Consider the following 18379-nt stretch of genomic DNA (forward strand, 5'->3'; position numbering starts at 1 on the left):
TAAGTAGTATGTAAAAAGGAGACGTCGAATGAGTAAGAAAAGAGTTTATGCGGCTATCGAAATTGCTGATCAAGAGATTCGTCTTATCGTTTTAGAGATATTTGAAGCTCGTTACAACGTTTTAAGAACAGAAAGAGTTGCTTGTTCAGGTGTAGATAAAAATCAAAAGATTGTCGATGAAAGTGCTATTGTTACAGCCATTCGTCAAGCTATAACGAATGCACAGGCAGCTTTAGGATACCGAATTGAACGTGTATTATTGGCTGTTCCTAGTGTAAATGTAATGCGTAGCTCACAAAAGGTACGTGTACAGATTGAAGATGGAACGAAGAACATTCGTTTATTCCATATTCAACAAGGATATAAAAACGCGATTCAAAAACGATTGAATGAAGATGTAGAATTTGTAAATGCGAATAAGGTTACTTATGAAGTAAATGGTACAGTAAGTCAGAAGCTTCCATTGAATCAAGAATGTGAAGATTTCATGATGGATGTAGATTTATTATATGCAGATAAGGAAACGATTTATTCCTATGCTCGTTGTGTTGAGCAGGCAAATCTTGAAATCTTGGATCTATGTTTAGATTCATTTGCGATTGGTCAGGAAACAGCAGCTTTAACACAGAGTACAGAAAGAGTTACAATTCAAGTTGATTTGGAACAGAATCATTCTACTTTAGCTTTATTTAGCACAGGTCGTTTGATGACTTGTACAACTTTGGATTTTGGATATTTATGGTTCATTGAAGATATTCAAAAGAAATATAAGTTGAGTGATGAGGTATGTTACAGATTGTTGCAAAATATTTTCTCGGGTCAAGAAGATGAAAACAGCGATGTGATCATTTATATTGAACAAAGAGAAGATATGCGTGTAGAGATTACGGCAAATGAACTTGCGAAAGCTTGTTTACCTCGTATTCGTCAATGGATTGCAGCTGTCAATGATGCATGTTTACCAATTGTTCGCCAAGGAAAATCAAGATATGTCATTACTGGACAAGGAAGTAATATTCCTGTATTGAAGGATTTAGATAAATCATTCAATGCGAGTGCAATGATCTATCAAGAACAAGCAATTGGTGCAAGAGATGGTGCATTTGTATGTGGCTTAGGTATGGCATATGCTTGGCAAGATATCAATCGTATTCACCATGATGACAGAATCAGTGCAAACAATAATGAATTGGAAGCAAGTATTGATGCGATCAATCAAAAGGCATCAAGTGTTGAAGGTGGATTTACAAAGAAATTAAAGAATGCTATTTTAGCAGAAGAAGAATAAAAAGAGAGGAAAATATTATATGACTGAATTTAATCAAGTAGCAAATATTAAAGTATTTGGTGTTGGTGGTGGTGGATCCAATGCCGTTAACCGCATGGTTGCTGATGGTGTTAAAGGTGTTGATTTCTATATCTGCAACACAGATGTACAAGTAATGAAAAATTCTCCTTGCGATAATAAAATCGTTTTAGGAAAAGAAACTACAAAAGGTCTAGGTGCTGGTGGTAATCCAGAATATGGACGTAAAGCGGCTGAAGAAAGTGAAGCTGAAATTCGCGAATCTGTAAAAGGAAGCGACATGGTATTTATCACTGCTGGTATGGGTGGTGGAACAGGTACTGGTGCTGCTCCATTGATCGCAAAGATTTCTAAAGAAGAAGGTGCTTTAACAGTTGCGGTTGTAACTCGTCCATTCACTTTTGAAGGTCGTCGTCGTGCAAACAATGCCAAAGAAGGTATTGAAGAATTGAAAAAATATGTTGACTCATTGATCATTGTATCAAATGACAACTTATTAGATGTTATTGGACGTAAACCAATCGAAGAAGCATTCCAAGCTGCAGACAATGTATTACGTCAAGGTGTTCAAACAATCTCTGATTTGATTGCTGTTCCTGCATTGGTTAACTTAGACTTTGCGGATGTTCGTAGCGTTATGCAAAACCAAGGTCGTGCATTGATCGGTATTGGTATGGCAGAAGGAGAAGATAAAGCTATTTCTGCTGCTGAAAAGGCAATCCAATCTCCATTATTGGAAGCACAAATTTCTGGTGCTAAATCTGCTATCGTAAATATCACTGGTGGTGACAAAGTTAGCTTATTTGATGCTCAAAATGCCGTATCTGTAATCCAAGATGCTGCTGGTGGAGATGTTGACTGCATCTTCGGTATCGCAATCAATGAACAATTAGGTGATGCAATCATCGTTACAGTTATTGCGACAGGATTTGAAGAACCAAAAGAAAAACAACGTAAAAGACGTAGTGAACCAGTCATCAAACAAGTTGCGAATGATGCATTATTTACAGAACCAAAAGTTCAAGCTCCTGTAAATTCAGGTGTTGTAACTAGTGTTGAAAACAACTCAAATGATGAACAAATTCCTAATTTCTTCTTCAATCGTTAATTCACACATTTAGAGAGCCTAGGCTCTCTTTTTTTGTGCTTATACCGACAAAATAATGACGGTAATATTGAATAAATGTTGGTGATGTCGGTAATGAAGTTAAAAATGTCGGAATAAATGTCGGTATTGTTTCAGAAATACAAAAAAAACAGAGAATTTCTTCTCTGTACTAGGCATGGCTGGGGTACTTGGATTCGAACCAAGGAAATGTCAGATTCAGAGTCTGATGCCTTACCGCTTGGCTATACCCCAATGTGCCTATTTATAATACACTATTGGTTATTTTTTTACAAGTGTTTTTTCATGTAAAGCACTTGTTTTTTTGCGTTTTAGATCAGATAGGTGCAATCGTTTGAAATTGCTTGGAATTCACGTTGTTTTCACATTGAGTTGTCACAATTATAGGTGAGAAGAAAAGAGTATATAAACAAGGGGGTGAAGGAATGAAAAAGAAGATTTATATATGTATGAGTATTCTTATGGTGTTGTTTCTTTCTTTGACAATGGTACATGCCAATGAATCAACGACATATCGTTTGAGTGAAAAAGAAATGGAGATGATGGATGAATATAGTAAGGGTAATGTAAATACGCCTGAATTTATTCAGTTGCGAAAAGAAAAGGCCGAAATCTATGGATTAGTCGACTATTGTGATGAAAACTATATTTTAGAAGAGGACTTCTATGATGAGTATGCCGATGCATATTTGATGCAAAATGGATTGATGATACTCGATCGATATAGTGCTGGATTTGATTCAAGTTCTAGCTTTATGATGGCAAGATCTGCGAGTGTCACAAATGTATTTCACCATCGCTATACAGATCGTAATGGGTATTATCTAGCGAATTGTTTGTATCAATTATCGAATTCTCACTATGCCTTTTGTGCTCAAGGATTAAATGCCAATCCATCAAGCGGAAGTGTCACATCTGATCCTTATTTAGTAAGTGATGTGAATTTGAAAAAATGTTTATATTACGGCTATAACGGTCCAGGTGATATATTAACTTCTCGCTATGGCGAAAGTGCTGCCATTGTATTAACGGATGAATTGGTTTCAAATGCGTATTCATCAAATTGTATCAGTAAGGCACTTTCCAATGGATATCACTGGAATAATGCGGTCAGCGCATTATGGAATGAAGTCACTTCAAAGCCAGAACCAAGTGGTTACGATGTTTATTTAGTTGATGTTGCAGGACAAGCCTATAACTGGCAAGGTGTCATGACAAGTGTTCAAAAGTTGGCATATGGTGTAAATAGTCCTAAGGGAAGTGTTCAAATTCAAAAGAGCAGTCGCTTAAGTGATGTAAGCACAAATAATTCTATGTATGCATTAAAAGATGCGAAGTATGGTTTATATAGTGATTCTGGTTGTACAAAGAAGATTGGTGAATTTATTCTGGATGAAAAGGGAAGTTCAAATATCATTTCAAATTTAAGCGTTGCGAAATATTATGTTCGTGAAATCAATGCACCAAAAGGATATGCCAAAAATGAGACGGTATATCCTGTAGATGTAAAGAGCAATCAAGTTGTAGAAGTAGCTGTATCGGATGTTCCTTATACAAATCTAGTGAGTTTGATGTTAGTTAAGAAGGATAAGGAGGATTCATCTAAGCCTTTAAAAGATGCGCAATATGTATTCAAGTTTTATGATCAAGATTCTACTGCTGAATCACCACTACGTACTTGGACAATGAAAACAGATGGCGATGGAAAGATCTTACTGGATGATGCCCATAAAGTATCTGGAGATGATTTCTATAAAGATGTGGATGGAATGATTTGTTTACCACTAGGAACTATTACAGTACAAGAGGTTGTGCCACCTAAGGGTTATTTATTGGATCCAACTGTCTTTGTTCAAAAGCTTGAAGAAAAGAATGTGATGTCAACACATATAAATAGTTTTAAATACTTTAATGTAGTGGACAAAGCCAATTACTTAAAACTGATTAAGGTGCAAGAAGGTACGGATATTCCTTTGTCAAATGTTACTTTTAAACATTTTGTGAATGGTTCAACCTATATTGGACAGGATACCACAAATGAGAAGGGTGAAATTGAATTTGTGGCACTTACAAATGGTAAACATACGCTACAAGAATTTAAGACAATCGATGGGTATGTATTGGATGCAAGTCCAATTGAATTTGAGGTTCTAGAAGATGGGAGTATTACAGGCGTGAATTCTGTAATTAAAGTGGAAAATAAAGTGAGACCTTTCTCATTAAAGATTCAAAAGAAGAATGATCAAAATGAGCTTTTGGATGGTGCCGTATTTGGTTTATTTAAAGATGAGAAATGTACAGAGTGTGTAAAAGAGGCTACAACACAAGATGGTGTTGTGGTATTTGAAGGTTTAAAAAACAAGGAAACCTATTATGTAAAGGAAGTAAAAGCTCCTGCAGGTTATCGAGTGAATAAACAGGTGTATTGTTTGAGCACGGATTTTGTGCCTGTAAATAACCAATATGATGTATATATCAACCAAGAAAAAGTGAATGGTTTATATGAAGATGGAACGGTAAATATGGAGTTTATCAACCAAAGAATGGTAAAGCTTCCGCATACGGGTAGCACAAAAGCTTTATTGATGAGTGTGATTGGTATGTTTTTGATGGTTAAGAAATTGAAGGAGAAGGAATGAAAAAAAGAAATTTGATCTATACAGGACTATTGATGTTGTCTTTAGTGACAACACCTGTATATGCAGCCGATAAAAGAGTGGAAGTCACAAATGGGGTTTGTGCACTTGAAGAGGGAAGTGCAAGTATTGTCATTCAGGCCAATGATAAGCAGCCAATGAAAGGGAAAACTTTCCGTATGTATAAGTTGTTTGATACAGAAGTTTCCAGTGATAATGCGTCTACAAGTTATACATTAAATCCTGTGTATGCGTATAAAATCAAACAGATTGTAAGTACGAAATTGAATCGTAGTGTCGATGATCAAGATGTGCTTGATTATATGCGATCATTAAATAATTCGAATAATCAAAGTGAGTATCGTCAGTTTGTTGAACAAGTTCAAAATTCTATTATGAATTTAGATTCATATATCATTCATGTAGATAGTACAGATGTGAATGGTAATTTTGTGATTGATAAATTGGCATATGGATTTTATTTGATTGATGAAGTGACGAATGTGATCAATACCCATGGTGCAAGTTCATTGACGATGGTTAATACGGCAAGTCCAAGAGTCATTATGCAGATCAAGTCAGATTATCCAAGTGTTGAAAAAAAGGTATTTGAAGATGACAATTCGATTGGTTGGAATGATATTGGTGACTTTGAGATCAATCAAGATATTCCATTTAAATATGTATCGAAAGTGCCAGATATGAGTGGGTATAAAACATATTTCTTTGAGTTTGAAGATGAAATGGATCCATGTTTATCTTTAAGAGCGGATAGTGTGAGATTAAAAATCAAAGATCAATTCGTTGTTCAAAATAAGTATACATATACTGCGACAGATCGTGGCTTTAAAATTACGTTTACCGATTTAAAACAGGTTTCTAATATTCAAAAAGGAGATTCTATAGTCTTATCGTATACGGCTTATTTGAATGATAATGCAGCGCCTAAGATTTCAAACAGGGGATTTGAGAATAAGGTTCGTGTAAATTTTTCAAATGATCCACAAAATGAATCGAAGGGACAATCGCCTTGGGATTGTGTTGTGTGCTACACATATCAATTGAATGGGTTAAAGACCAATGAGAAGAATGTGAAATTAAAGGGCGCTACTTTTAAAGTGTATCGTGATGCGGCTATGCGTGATGAAGTGAAAATGAAGAAAACGGATAGTGGCTATGTCGTTACAGATGGTCAAAGTGAAGATATTGTTTCAAATGCGAATGGTGAATTTGTGATTTTTGGTTTAGATCAGGGTACGTATTATTTAAAAGAAACAAAGGCACCAACTGGATATCAACTGTTGCGTAAACCAATTGAGCTTACGATTTCTCCAAAATTCGTTGAGAATCGAAATAACTATCGTTCAAATGGAGATGGTTTGTTGAAATTAGAGGCTACTAGTTTTAATACACCATTGAATGTGAGTCAATCAGATGCGATTATCGGATTAAAGGTTATTAACCAAACAGGAACGAAACTTCCTGTAACAGGATCTTTTGGAACTGTAGCCTGCGTAGTAACGGGTGCAGGAATTATGGTGTATGTATGTAAAAAGAAAAGGGAAGAATAATTTTTTATTCTTTCTTGGCTTTTTGCTTTGTGTATTGCCAATAATCTTGAATTTGGTGTTTCAAAGCCGCATGGAAAATGTGATTTCAAGTTTTTATCTTGAAGAGGATACAACGCAAAATAAGTTTGTAGAGGATGCGTATTTAAATGCTGAGCTATACAATCAACAATTATTTTTGGATCAAAAAAGAGAAAATTATGACACGATTTTAAATTTGACTTCTACACAAATCATGGCCACCATCCAGATTCCAGTCATTGATGTAGATCTTGCCATTTATCATGGTACGAGTGATGAAGTATTGAATCGTGGCATTGGACATTTTGAATTTTCAAGTTTACCTGTTGGAGGTAAAAATAGTCATTGTATATTAACAGGACATCGTGGCATGCCGAGTGCGAAGCTTTTTACGCGTTTAGATGAATTAAAGAAAAAGGATCGTATCTATATTCATGTCTGCAAGAAAACTTTGGTTTATGAAGTTGTAGATAGTTTTGTGGTAGAACCGGAAGACATATTGGATATGGGTATTGAAGAGGGTCAAGATCTTTTAAGTCTAGTTACATGTACGCCGTATGGTATTAATACGAAAAGGTTGGTTGTACAGGCAAAAAGAATATTTCCTAAAAAGAAGGTTCAGCCAAGAAAATCATACTCAATGCGAGAATTGTTGTTTTTAATGATTCCAGTTGTATTCTTGATTGTATTTAAGGTGGTGAAAAGGTGAAAAAAATAGTTTTATTTATTATGATGTTTTTTTGTAGCATTATGCCAATCCATGCGAATAGTCAAGCTTCTATCACAATTGAACTACAGGATTCTATTGATGATTTGTCGAAGGAAAATGTGGATTTTAAGCTTGTACAAGTCGCAAAATTGGAAGATGGATATTTTGTGTTGAATGATGCGTTTCAAGATTTAGATGTGGATTTTAATGTGGAATTAAATGCCGAACAGATTGATAATTTGTGTGATGAGATCCAAAAGAAAAATGTGGATGGTCTGCATATTAAAACAGATGCGAAGGGAATTGCCAAAGTAGAGGATATTGAACATGGCTTGTATTTTATAGATCCTGTCGATATTTGTGGATATGAAAATATGCGTCCAATGTTAGTGAGTGTTCCGCAATGGCAAGAGGATGAACTTGTTTATAGTGTGGTTGTGTATCCGAAGCATAGTCCGTTTGAAAAATTGATTCTTAAAAAGATAGATCGGGATACAAAGCAGGAAATTTTAGATGAAATTGAATTTACAAGCTACAAAGATAAGGATTGTAAAGAAAAAATCACTTCTTATAAGGGAAGTGGTACAATTTCAATCTTGATGCGTAATCAAGTAATGTATTTAAAGGAGACAAAGGCGCCTAAAGGATATGATAAGTCGGATAGAGTTCTTTGTGTAAAAGTTGTCGATGGTTCATTGTATGTGGATTCAAAGAAATTGGATTCGAATGTATTTGAGTTTGAAAATACCAAGATCCATGTTCCAACAGGGATTGAATATCATGGAAATATCTATGTCACTTTAGGATTAATTGCGCTTGTGATCCTTTTACATTTAATCAATAAGAAACTTCGAAAGTAAGGCAATTTGTCTTACTTTTTGTGTTATGATAAGCATATGGATACAAAGGCTTATGTTTATATATTAGAATGTAACGATCATACGTATTATACGGGGTATACGACTGATGTTGAAAATCGGTTAAAGATGCACAATTTGGGTAGGGGTGCTAAATATACGCGGGCAAGAAGGCCTTGTCGGTTGGTATATAGTAAAGCGTGTGATTCTAAATCTTCGGCAATGAAATTGGAGTATAAAATCAAACAATTGTCGCGAAAAGAAAAGGTCGACTTGATTCTAGGTGTATTGAAAGAATTGTAGTTTCGTATTATTATAATAGGAGCGAAAGGATGATATAGACTATGAATAAAACAAGAACTCGTTTTGCGCCGAGTCCAACTGGCTATATGCACATTGGAAATTTGCGTACAGCTTTATTTGAATTTTTAATTGCCAAACACGAAGGTGGCGACTTCTTATTGCGTATTGAGGATACAGACCAAGAGCGTAAAGTAGAGGGTGCTGTAGATGTTATTTATAAAACTTTAAAAGAGTGTGGTTTGAACTGGGATGAAGGACCAGATATTGGTGGTGACTTCGGTCCTTATGTTCAAAGTGAACGTTTACCTATGTATAAAGGGTATGCCGAGGATTTAATTAAATTAGGTGGAGCTCACTATTGTTTCTGTAGTGAAGAGGAAATTGAGGCTCAAAGAAAAGAAGCTGAAAGCTTAGGAATTTCTTTTAAGTTCAATGATCCTTGTAAGCACTTGAGTGCTGAAGAGGTACAGGCAAAATTAGATGCGGGTGAACCTTATGTCATTCGTCAAACTATTAAAAATGTGGGTGAAACTTATTTTGATGATGAAGTATATGGTCGTATTGAAGTGGATGGAGATGTTCTAGATGAACAGATCTTAATTAAATCAGATGGCTATCCAACTTATAACTTTGCGAATATTATTGATGATCACCAGATGCAAATTTCTCACGTTGTTCGTGGAAATGAATATTTATCAAGTACACCAAAATACAACTTGATCTATGATGCGTATGGATGGGATCGTCCTACATATGTACACGTACCTCCTGTAATGAAGGATGAGCACCACAAATTATCAAAACGTAATGGGGATGCTTCTTTCCAAGATTTAGTTGCGAAAGGATATTTGCCAGATGCGATCATGAACTATATCGCACTTCTTGGTTGGGCTCCTGAAACAGAACAGGAAATCTATACTTTGGATGAATTGATCAAAGTGTTTAATATTCACCGTATTTCAAAATCTCCAGCGATTTTCGATATTGATAAATTGACTTGGATGAATGGTGTTTATTTAAGAAATATGGATGAAGATACATATTATGAAACAGTTCGTCCATACTTAGAAAAAGCAGTTCATGGACCTTATAACTTAAGGGAAATCGCAAAAATCATTCAACCTCGTATTGATATTTTGAATCAAATCGAAGAGAGTGTTGATTTCTTTGATACATTAGTGGATTATGATTTAGAGATGTATCGTCATAAGAAGATGAAGACAAATCCTGAAGTTGCCTTAAAAGCTTTAAAAGCCAGCAAAGCTGTTTTAGAAGCATTTGATCAATGGGATAGTATGGAAGCTTTACATGATTGTCTACTAGCTCTTCCAAAAGAATTGGAAATGAAGAATGGACAAGTATTGTGGCCAATTCGTACAGCTGTTAGTGGTAAACAATTCACTCCAGGTGGAGCTATTGAAATTGCGTTTATCTTAGGTAAAGATGAAACATTGCGTCGTATCCAAGTGGGTATTGATCGTTTAAGTGAAATCGTAGAAGAGTAACATATACAAACGCTTAGAGAAATCTAGGCGTTTTTTTGTGATGTATCGGCAAAAAAACAAATTATAAATGATTCTAAAATTATGAAAATTGCCGATAAAATTGATTCTAGAATAGAAAAATGCAATAACTTGCAAAAATCTATTCTAAAGATCTAATGATACTAGAGTATTTGAAATCTAATATTTAAGAAATGATGAATTGGTGCATCAAATTCTATTGTATAAGAGTAATAATTTAATGATTGTATGGTTCAAAGGACATCGAAGATAATTGTCATCGCAATTGATAATTAAAACATTATTTAGTAGAATAATGGCAAGGATAGCGGTAGAGAATTCTAAGTGAACCTACTTGCGCAAGAAAGTCTCTCGTTTTTGGGAGGCTTTTTTTGTAGAAGGAGAATATAAAAATGTCTAAACCATTCAAAACATTAGACGAACAAATTAGTGTTTTAAAAAGTAGAGGACTGACCACTAAACTATCTTTGCTTTGTAACAATTATTACAATGTAATAAAAAATATAATGCTCATGTTGCGTATCTTTAAGTGGATGCGTTGGAGGGATAATGTAATCGTAATGCATTAAATCATCAATCAATATCCTGGTATGATTAAAGCCCCATTTTGAAGTGGGGCTTTTCATTAGATTAGATTCAATTCTTTAAAGGCATGATATATACCATCATCATCTAAGGATGTTGTGATCCTATCTGCTTTATCTTTGATTTCTTGTGGTGCATTACCCATCGCAATGCTTAGATGTGCTTTTTCAAACATAGGAAGATCATTGAAGCCATCTCCAATCGCAATGGTATCTTTGATGTCGGCATTGAAGTATTTAACGACTGAATCTATGCCTGTTGCCTTATTGATATGATAAGAAGTGATTTCACCACTTTCTTTTCCTAAAGGTGCAAATGTTGCAGGAATCACATCAAATTTATCTGAAAGATCTTGTTGGATCTTTTTGTATGGCGTTTTGCCATTGTCGATGACAGAGACTTTGTTGTAGTCAAGATCTAGAATGTTGTCGACAACAGTAATTTGACTTGTCAAAATCGTAAGGCCATGTTTGGCCTTTTCTTCTGCACTTTTGCCGGCACATTGTTGCTCGACCATTTTTAACATTGTGTCTTTTGTATATTGAGTGGCATAGATGCCTGTGCTACTTTCAAAGTTAGCGGGAATGTGATTTGAAAGAAGGTAGTTTGATAAATATTGACTTTCTTCTTTGGATAATGCGTTTTCTTCAATGATTTCATGTTCGCATTCAATGGTTGCACCACTTCCGGCAATGATTGCGTCATAGTCGATTTCTAGCATAGGGCCAAAGATTTCAATGCGTTGTCTTCCTGTGCATAAAATAATTTTATGACCGTTTTTTTGAGCTTGAATACAAGCTTTAATTGCGCTATCTGGAATGTAGCCTTCGTGATGAAATAGTGTGCCATCGGCATCTAAAAAAATAAGTTTCATTTTAAACCTCTCTAAATTGGACGAAATGATATTTTTATTCTACAATAGATAGGTAAATATTTAAAGGGGAGGATATAATGGGTGATTATATTGTGATGGGCATTGTTGGTATATTGGTCCTTGTGATGTCGGTTTTACCTAAGACGGTCTATAATGGGATCACATATACGTTTTCAATGCATAAATATGGAATTCGAAAAATCCAAAGATATCGCACAACAACCGATTCAATTGCGAATTTGATTATTGGTATATTGGTTGTCTTTAGTATATTTTATTGTTTCATTCCATTCTATTCCGTAGTATATGCGATTCTATTTGTTTTGAGCTATTTGTGTCTACTTGCACAGGTGAATCGTGTAACGTCAAAAAAGACGCAGTCAGTCGCTCGAACTGTGATTATATTGAATAATATTTTTGCGGGAATTAGTTTTCTAGGGGCGCTTGGCTTTATGAATGGACATATGGCAGATGGTGTGATCAATCAATTCATGTTGGATTTTCATGCGCATAAAGTATTTGATATTTTATACCTTCTACAAAATCGTACTTGGATGTATTGGTTGTTTCAAGGAGTGTTATTTTTATTCCCACTATTTATCATGTGGTCACATTTTAAATATATGCGTTTAGAAAACAGTGTAAAGGCTGTTTACTTTATAACATACATTCTTAAAATGTTATTTTTAATAGTTGTGGTTGTATGTTTTTCTGTGGGTGCCTTTGAATTCTTGGATAAAGTCTATCAGGTGGATGCCCTAAAGAAAATGGCATAGAGAAAGAAGGATTTAAAAAATGGTTACAGAAAGAATTTCAAAATTACGTGCAAAAATGATGGAAAACAATGTGCAGGCTTATATTGTACCAACAAGTGATTTCCATGAAACCGAATATGTTTGCGACTACTTCGCATGTCGTAAATATATGTCTGGCTTTACAGGTAGTGCAGGTGTTTTAGTTGTATTGCTTGATAAAGCAGCACTATGGACAGATGGCCGTTATTTTATTCAGGCCGCAAGTCAGCTTGAAGGATCAGGTATTGATTTGATGAAAATGGGTCAGCCTAATGTTCCGGAAATTGATGCGTATATTGTTGAAAATCTAAAAGAAAATGACACAGTTGGCTTTGATGGTCGTGTCATGAACACAAAGGATGCTCTAGCATATAAGTCTGTGTTTGATTTAGCACACCTAAATATGAATGTAAATCTAGACTTAGTCAATGAAGTATGGACGGATCGTCCTCAACTTCCTAGTACTCCAACTTTTCATTATTCTGAAAAATTCTCAGGTGAATCGGTAGAAAGTAAGTTAAGTCGTTTGCGTGCTTTCCTTAAGGAAAACAAGGTGGATTCTATTGTACTAACAAGTGTGGATCAGATCGCATGGCTTTATAATTTAAGAGCCCATGATATTCCTAACTTTCCAGTCGCATTAGCTTATTCCATTGTTTCACTTGAATCAGCTTCTATTTATATGGATGCATCTCGTTTGGATGAATTGAGTAAAGAAGAATTCACAAAGAACAATGTCACTGTTTGTGGATATCATGATATTTATTCGGCTACAAAAGCTTTAACGGGTTCAGTTTTAGTCGATCCATCAAGTGTAAATTATGCGATTGTTTCGAATTTAAGTGCGAAGACTGTATTTAAGGAAAGTCCAATCATTTTATGGAAGGCTTTAAAGAATGATACAGAATTAAAATGTACGAAGTGGGCGCATATTAAAGATGGTGTGGCTGTCACAAAATTAATGTATTGGCTAAAGAAGAATGCGGGTAAGATTGAAATGAGTGAGATGAGTGTTCAATCTAAATTACAAGTTCTTCGTAGTGAACAAGAAAATTATTTAGAGGATAGTTTTGGTACGATTTGTGCATATAAAGAACATGCGGCTATGATGCACTATTCTTCAAAGCCAGAAACAAATGTAAATATCACAAATTCGGGTATGCTTCTAATTGATAGTGGTGGACAATATTTAGAAGGTACAACAGATATTACGCGTACATTTGTCTTGGGAAATATTAGTGAAGAAGAAAGATATTGGTTCACAAAAGCTTTGCGTGGACACATTCGTTTATCCGATGCACACTTCCTATTTGGATGTTCAGGCATCAACTTAGATATTCTTGCCCGTGGACCATTATGGAATCAAGATATGGATTATCAATGTGGTACAGGACATGGTGTTGGTCACTTATTGAATGTACACGAATCTCCAAATGGATTTAGATGGAAAGTGTTGCCACATCGTAATGAAATGTGTGTATTAGATGAGGGTATGATTACTTCAAATGAGCCGGGTGTATATTGTGAAGGTAAGTTTGGAATTCGCCATGAAAATGAAATGGTTGTCGTAAAGGGCAATGTAAATAATTATGGTCAATTCATGCATTTTGAACCATTAACATTTGTACCTTTTGATTTAGATGGTTTGGACGTTTCTCTATTGACAAATGAGGAAAAGGCTTGGTTAAACAACTACCACAAAGAAGTATTTGAAAAAATCAGTCCATATTTAAGTAGTGATGAGGCTGAGTGGTTGAAATTGGCTTGTAGATCGATTTAATGAAAGAGAGAATGATACCAATAACATGTCCACATTGTGGGCATGTTTTTGAGATAAAAAGAGATACGGTTGTGATTGCACAAATGGATAGTGTGGCAAGAATTCGCTTGAATGATGGTTCGTATTTTATGCATCAATGCCAAAATTGTAAGTCGATGTTTTATTTGTACTATCCATTTCTATATCGAGATCCGAAAAAGAAGTTTAATCTTGTCTTGACCGAACAAAAGCGTATTGATAATTTGAGTGAAGATGAGAGGGTTGTACTTTGTCATAGTGTTTCACAGTTTCTTTTGGCCTTTAAAATCTATGATCAGTGTTTAGATCCGAAGATGGTATTGGTTAAAAAGAAACAGTTAGAAAAGAAATTGAATCGAAGTGTTAAGTTTGATTATTTTGATATGAAAAATCATTGCCTTTGGTTTGAGGATAAAGCCGTATCTTTAACAGAAAAAGAATGTAAAGAGATTCTTATTTTGTAGTATAATAGCAGATAGAAATGAGGTTTTAACTATGAATATTTTAATTGCCGGTGGAACTGGATATATTGGTAGTCATATTTGTGTTGAATTATTAGAGAGTGGTCATGATGTAGTCGTGATTGATGATTTCTCAAATTCAAAACCAGATGTATTGGATTCTATTTATAAAATTACAGGTAAACATGTTAAGTTTTATGAATTTAATGTCTTAGATGAAGAAAAGACAGAGGCTGTATTTAAGGAAAATAAATTGGATGCGGTCATTCATTGTTGCGCATTTAAAGCGGTTGGTGAAAGTGTTCAAAAGCCAATTGAGTATTATACAAATAACTTGATGACAACATTGATTGTTGCCAAGATGATGAAAAAATATCATGTACCAAGTATTGTATTTAGTTCAAGTGCAACAGTATATGGAGATCCTGAAGTGGTTCCTTTAACAGAGGATTGTAAGCTAGGTGAAACGACAAATCCTTATGGTGCTACAAAGGCGATGATGGAAAGAATCTTAACGGATGTGCAGTTCGCCAATCCTGAAATGAGTGTAACTTTACTTCGTTATTTCAATCCAATTGGAGCGCATGAATCGGGATTGATTGGTGAAAATCCTAAGGGAATCCCAAATAACTTAATGCCTTATATTATGAAGGTAGCTACTGGAGAACTTCCTGAACTTGGCGTATTTGGGGATGATTATGATACACCAGATGGAACGGGTGTTCGTGACTATATTCATGTCGTAGATTTAGCGAAGGGTCATGTATTGGCAATTGAAAAGTACAATACGCCTGGTGTTCATATTTGTAACTTGGGAACCGGAAAAGGCTACAGTGTATTAGATATTGTACATGCCTTTGAAAGAGTGAATGGAATCAAGATTCAGTATGTCATCAAGCCTAGACGTGCTGGTGATATTGCGACTTGTTATGCAGATCCTACTCGTGCTAAAGAACAGCTTGGTTGGGTAGCTGAAAAGAATCTAGATGACATGTGTAGAGATACATGGAATTTTGCGAAGAAACAATTATTGTAGAATGAGGTATTTATGGCAAAAATTATTTTAACGGGGGATCGTCCCACAGGAAAATTACATATTGGACATTATGTTGGTTCATTAAGAAATCGTGTTCTTTTACAGAATTCTGGGGAATATGATGAGATTTATATTATGATTGCGGATGCACAGGCTTTGACAGACAACTTTGACAATCCGGATAAGGTTCGTGAAAACATTTTGGAGGTTGCCTTAGATTATTTGGCTTGTGGTATTGATCCAAATAAGACAACGATTTTTATTCAGTCTGAAATTAGTCAATTAACCGAATTGACATTCTATTATATGAACTTGGTTTCTGTAAGTCGTCTTCAAAGAAATCCGACAGTAAAGGCTGAAATTAAAATGCGTGGATTTGATGCGAGTATTCCGGTTGGATTCCAGTGTTATCCAATTTCACAGGCTGCTGATATTACAGCGTTTAAGGCTACGACAGTTCCTGCTGGAGAAGATCAGATGCCTATGATTGAACAAACGCAGGAGATTGTTCATAAATTTAATTCAATTTATGGTGAGACTTTAGTTGAGCCTAAGATCTTATTGCCTCAAAACTGTGCTTGTTTACGTCTTCCTGGTACGGATGGTAAGGCGAAGATGTCTAAATCATTGGGTAACTGTATTTATTTATCGGATGATGAAGAGACAATTAAAAAGAAAGTTATGAGTATGTATACAGATCCTGATCATATCAAGGTCAGTGATCCTGGTAAGATTGAGGGTAACTGTGTATTCACATATTTGGATGCGTTCTGTAAGCCTGAGCATTTCGAAAAGTATTTGCCGGAATATGAAAACTTGGATGCATTAAAAGCACACTATCAGCGTGGTGGTTTAGGGGATGTGAAAGTAAAACGTTTCTTAAATAGTGTTATGCAAGAAGAGTTGCGTCCAATTCGTGAAAGAAGATTGGAATGGCAGGCTAAACTTCCTGAGGTTGTCAAGATTCTAGAAGAGGGTACAAAGAAGGCTTATGCGACGGCGGAAAAGACGTTGGATGAAGTGAAGTCTAGTATGAAGATCAATTATTTCAAAGATAATTCTTTGATCTAGGAGTATAGAAAATGGTAGTAGTTGATAAAGAAAATTTTATGGGTGGTACTGGTATTGCGCATTTTGAACATGTCATGAGCGCTGAAGAGATGCATGGTATGAATCGTGTCTATGCCAAGGTCACTTTAAAGAAGGGTTGTAGTGTTGGTTATCATGTGCATAATGGAGATGGCGAAGATTACTTCGTCCTTTCTGGAGTTGCAACTTTGGATGATAATCATGAGAGAACTTTATATTTAAAACCGGGTGAACATTATTTTACACCGAGTGGGAAGGGTCATAGTATTTTAAATGAGCAAGATGAGGATTTGGTCTTCATGGCTTTGATTATTTATGATTCACAACAAAAAATATAAACAGATTACTAATTTGTGCAAACGCAATGAAAAAATTTGATATATAATACTATTGGTTTTGTGAAAGCGTTTTCGCACATAGAACTATTTCTCTCTATAATATTTCTGTGAGAAATAATCCGTCAATATATTCTCTTAAATCGCGACTTAACGGAGGATACATAAAGAGTAGGAATGCGCGCCTACTCTTTTTTGTTGGTTAAACTTTGTGTATACTAGATATAGGAACTTCTGAAGTGGGTAAAAGGTGCGTCTCACATGTCGTAGTGGCCTGGGTAAGCATCACCGGGCAGATGTTCTTTATTTTTTGATGAAAGGTAGGGTATATTATATGGCAATTAAGAGCTTTACAGATACATATAAAATTAAAGGTTCTGATGTAGATCGATTTTGTCGTATTATGTCGGATACAAAAAAAATCAAGATTAAAATAACATATGATCATCATGATCTAAAAGATGTTGAAGAATTCAAAAAAATGTTTGGATTTGTAAAAAAATGATAGTGGTCATTTACAGATAATCGTTTTGGATTATTTAATTTTTATTGCTGCATAAAGTAAAAAACACCCGGTATTTTGATGAAGTAATACCGAGTGCTCCTTTTTACTTTCCAAACAAATCGCTATGTGTTCCTGTTCGGGTTAATGTTAACACGAGTAAATCATTTTCAATTTGATAGACTAGTAGCCAATCTGGTTGAATGTGACATTCACGATAACCAATCCAGTTTCCGGTTAATGCGTGATCTTTATTCTTGTCTGGAAGTTCTTCGTTGCTAGCTAATTTACGAATAATGTTGTCAAGAAGGTCGATATCAAGATGACGTTTCATCGCAAGCTTATAATCCTTCTTAAATTGATTTGTCCAAACGATGTCTAAATGCTTACTCATTCTTTTAATGCCTTTAATGCTTCCTCTACATCAGAGTATCGCTTTACAGATGAATCATGTGCAATGCGTTCTGCTTCCAACATTGCTGCTATTGTTTCTTTATTTGGTTTCTCCATACGAACATCAAAAGGGAAACCGCCTACACGAAGTGATTGACGAAGAAATACATTAATAGCAGTAGTAAGATTGATACCTAATTCGCTATACATAGCTTCGCATTGTTTCTTAATATCACTGTCCATACGGACACTAAAATTAGTTGTATTAGCCATAAATGTCAACTCCTTATCTATTTATTACACATAAATTGTACATCTAATGCATTGCATAGTCAATCTAATAGATATATATTACATACAAAAAAACTGAATGATTTGTAGGAATATCCTTAACTTTGCAGAATTTGTATAACTAAAAAATAAAAGAAGCATTAGTAGCTAAATTCACCAATGCTTCTGTCAA

17 protein-coding genes, 1 tRNA gene and 1 pseudogene are annotated in these 18379 nt (G+C 35.0%); 15 read left to right on the top strand and 4 right to left on the bottom strand.

The window, feature by feature from the left end:
- The first annotated feature begins 28 nt into the window (after nt 1-28).
- Both Q0E86_RS06605 and ftsZ read left to right on the top strand, forming a co-directional pair.
- Entirely contained in the window at nt 29-1288 is a 1260-nt protein-coding gene (locus Q0E86_RS06605; RefSeq protein ID WP_295755561.1) for a hypothetical protein, read from the top strand.
- A gap of 10 nt (nt 1289-1298) precedes the next feature.
- A pseudogene (ftsZ, locus tag Q0E86_RS06610) lies at nt 1299-2414 on the top strand (cell division protein FtsZ); the annotation flags it as partial.
- 176 nt (nt 2415-2590) lie between these two features.
- Here ftsZ and Q0E86_RS06615 read toward each other — a convergent pair.
- Nucleotides 2591-2666, bottom strand: a tRNA-Gln gene (locus Q0E86_RS06615).
- A gap of 191 nt (nt 2667-2857) precedes the next feature.
- On the opposite strand from Q0E86_RS06615, the gene Q0E86_RS06620 reads away from it, so the two are divergent.
- Genes Q0E86_RS06620 through gltX form a run of 6 tightly spaced genes read left to right on the top strand, consistent with a single transcriptional unit; the run spans nt 2858 to nt 10031 of the window.
- The gene (locus Q0E86_RS06620; protein ID WP_295755562.1) at nt 2858-5071 is read left to right on the top strand and encodes a SpaA isopeptide-forming pilin-related protein; all 2214 of its coding nucleotides are present in this window, start codon (nt 2858-2860) and stop codon (nt 5069-5071) included.
- Nucleotides 5068-6639, top strand: coding sequence for an isopeptide-forming domain-containing fimbrial protein (locus Q0E86_RS06625; RefSeq protein WP_295755564.1), 1572 nt, complete (start codon nt 5068-5070; stop codon nt 6637-6639). Before Q0E86_RS06620 ends, Q0E86_RS06625 begins: the two co-directional genes overlap by 4 nt.
- The gene (locus Q0E86_RS06630; protein WP_295755567.1) at nt 6611-7366 is read left to right on the top strand and encodes a class C sortase; all 756 of its coding nucleotides are present in this window, start codon (nt 6611-6613) and stop codon (nt 7364-7366) included. Before Q0E86_RS06625 ends, Q0E86_RS06630 begins: the two co-directional genes overlap by 29 nt.
- The gene (locus Q0E86_RS06635; RefSeq protein ID WP_295755569.1) at nt 7363-8226 is read left to right on the top strand and encodes a SpaA isopeptide-forming pilin-related protein; all 864 of its coding nucleotides are present in this window, start codon (nt 7363-7365) and stop codon (nt 8224-8226) included. The genes Q0E86_RS06630 and Q0E86_RS06635 overlap by 4 nt, the downstream gene beginning before the upstream one ends.
- 36 nt (nt 8227-8262) lie before the next feature.
- Nucleotides 8263-8526, top strand: coding sequence for a GIY-YIG nuclease family protein (locus tag Q0E86_RS06640; protein ID WP_295755571.1), 264 nt, complete (start codon nt 8263-8265; stop codon nt 8524-8526).
- A gap of 41 nt (nt 8527-8567) precedes the next feature.
- Nucleotides 8568-10031, top strand: coding sequence for a glutamate--tRNA ligase (gene gltX, locus Q0E86_RS06645; protein WP_295755572.1), 1464 nt, complete (start codon nt 8568-8570; stop codon nt 10029-10031).
- 643 nt (nt 10032-10674) lie between these two features.
- Here the strand turns inward: gltX and Q0E86_RS06650 are convergent.
- The gene (locus tag Q0E86_RS06650; RefSeq protein WP_295755574.1) at nt 10675-11508 is read right to left on the bottom strand and encodes a Cof-type HAD-IIB family hydrolase; all 834 of its coding nucleotides are present in this window, start codon (nt 11506-11508) and stop codon (nt 10675-10677) included.
- 77 nt (nt 11509-11585) lie between these two features.
- On the opposite strand from Q0E86_RS06650, the gene Q0E86_RS06655 reads away from it, so the two are divergent.
- The 7 genes from Q0E86_RS06655 to Q0E86_RS06685 all read left to right on the top strand — a co-directional run bounded on the left by Q0E86_RS06655 (nt 11586) and on the right by Q0E86_RS06685 (nt 17526).
- On the top strand, nt 11586-12284 hold the full coding sequence (locus Q0E86_RS06655; RefSeq protein ID WP_295755576.1) for a hypothetical protein: 699 nt from the start codon (nt 11586-11588) through the stop codon (nt 12282-12284).
- Nucleotides 12285-12303: 19 nt separating this feature from the next.
- Entirely contained in the window at nt 12304-14082 is a 1779-nt protein-coding gene (locus tag Q0E86_RS06660; protein ID WP_295755578.1) for an aminopeptidase P family protein, read from the top strand.
- 11 nt (nt 14083-14093) lie between these two features.
- A complete protein-coding gene (locus tag Q0E86_RS06665; RefSeq protein WP_295755580.1) occupies nt 14094-14564 on the top strand; it encodes a CpXC domain-containing protein in 471 nt (156 codons plus the stop codon).
- Between the two features lie 31 nt (nt 14565-14595).
- On the top strand, nt 14596-15597 hold the full coding sequence (galE, locus tag Q0E86_RS06670; RefSeq protein ID WP_295755582.1) for a UDP-glucose 4-epimerase GalE: 1002 nt from the start codon (nt 14596-14598) through the stop codon (nt 15595-15597).
- A gap of 12 nt (nt 15598-15609) precedes the next feature.
- Complete coding sequence (trpS, locus tag Q0E86_RS06675) at nt 15610-16668, top strand: tryptophan--tRNA ligase (RefSeq protein ID WP_295755584.1); 1059 nt, start codon at nt 15610-15612, stop codon at nt 16666-16668.
- An 11-nt stretch (nt 16669-16679) separates the two neighbouring features.
- Nucleotides 16680-17024 carry a cupin domain-containing protein gene (locus tag Q0E86_RS06680; protein ID WP_288519484.1) on the top strand — a complete coding sequence of 115 codons (345 nt, stop codon included), beginning with the start codon at nt 16680-16682 and terminating at the stop codon, nt 17022-17024.
- Between the two features lie 331 nt (nt 17025-17355).
- Nucleotides 17356-17526: a hypothetical protein gene (locus Q0E86_RS06685; RefSeq protein WP_295755586.1), complete on the top strand. Its 171-nt coding sequence runs from the start codon at nt 17356-17358 to the stop codon at nt 17524-17526.
- Between the two features lie 103 nt (nt 17527-17629).
- Here the strand turns inward: Q0E86_RS06685 and Q0E86_RS06690 are convergent, their stop codons facing one another.
- Together Q0E86_RS06690 and Q0E86_RS06695 are read right to left on the bottom strand one after the other, a co-directional pair.
- On the bottom strand, nt 17630-17917 hold the full coding sequence (locus Q0E86_RS06690) for a type II toxin-antitoxin system YafQ family toxin (protein WP_295755588.1): 288 nt from the start codon (nt 17915-17917) through the stop codon (nt 17630-17632).
- Complete coding sequence (locus Q0E86_RS06695) at nt 17914-18189, bottom strand: type II toxin-antitoxin system RelB/DinJ family antitoxin (RefSeq protein WP_295755590.1); 276 nt, start codon at nt 18187-18189, stop codon at nt 17914-17916. The genes Q0E86_RS06690 and Q0E86_RS06695 overlap by 4 nt, the downstream gene beginning before the upstream one ends.
- Nucleotides 18190-18379: the final 190 nt, after the last annotated feature.

This window comes from uncultured Holdemanella sp., assembly GCF_934754935.1.
Classification (GTDB): Bacteria; Bacillota_I; Bacilli_A; order Erysipelotrichales; family Erysipelotrichaceae; genus Holdemanella.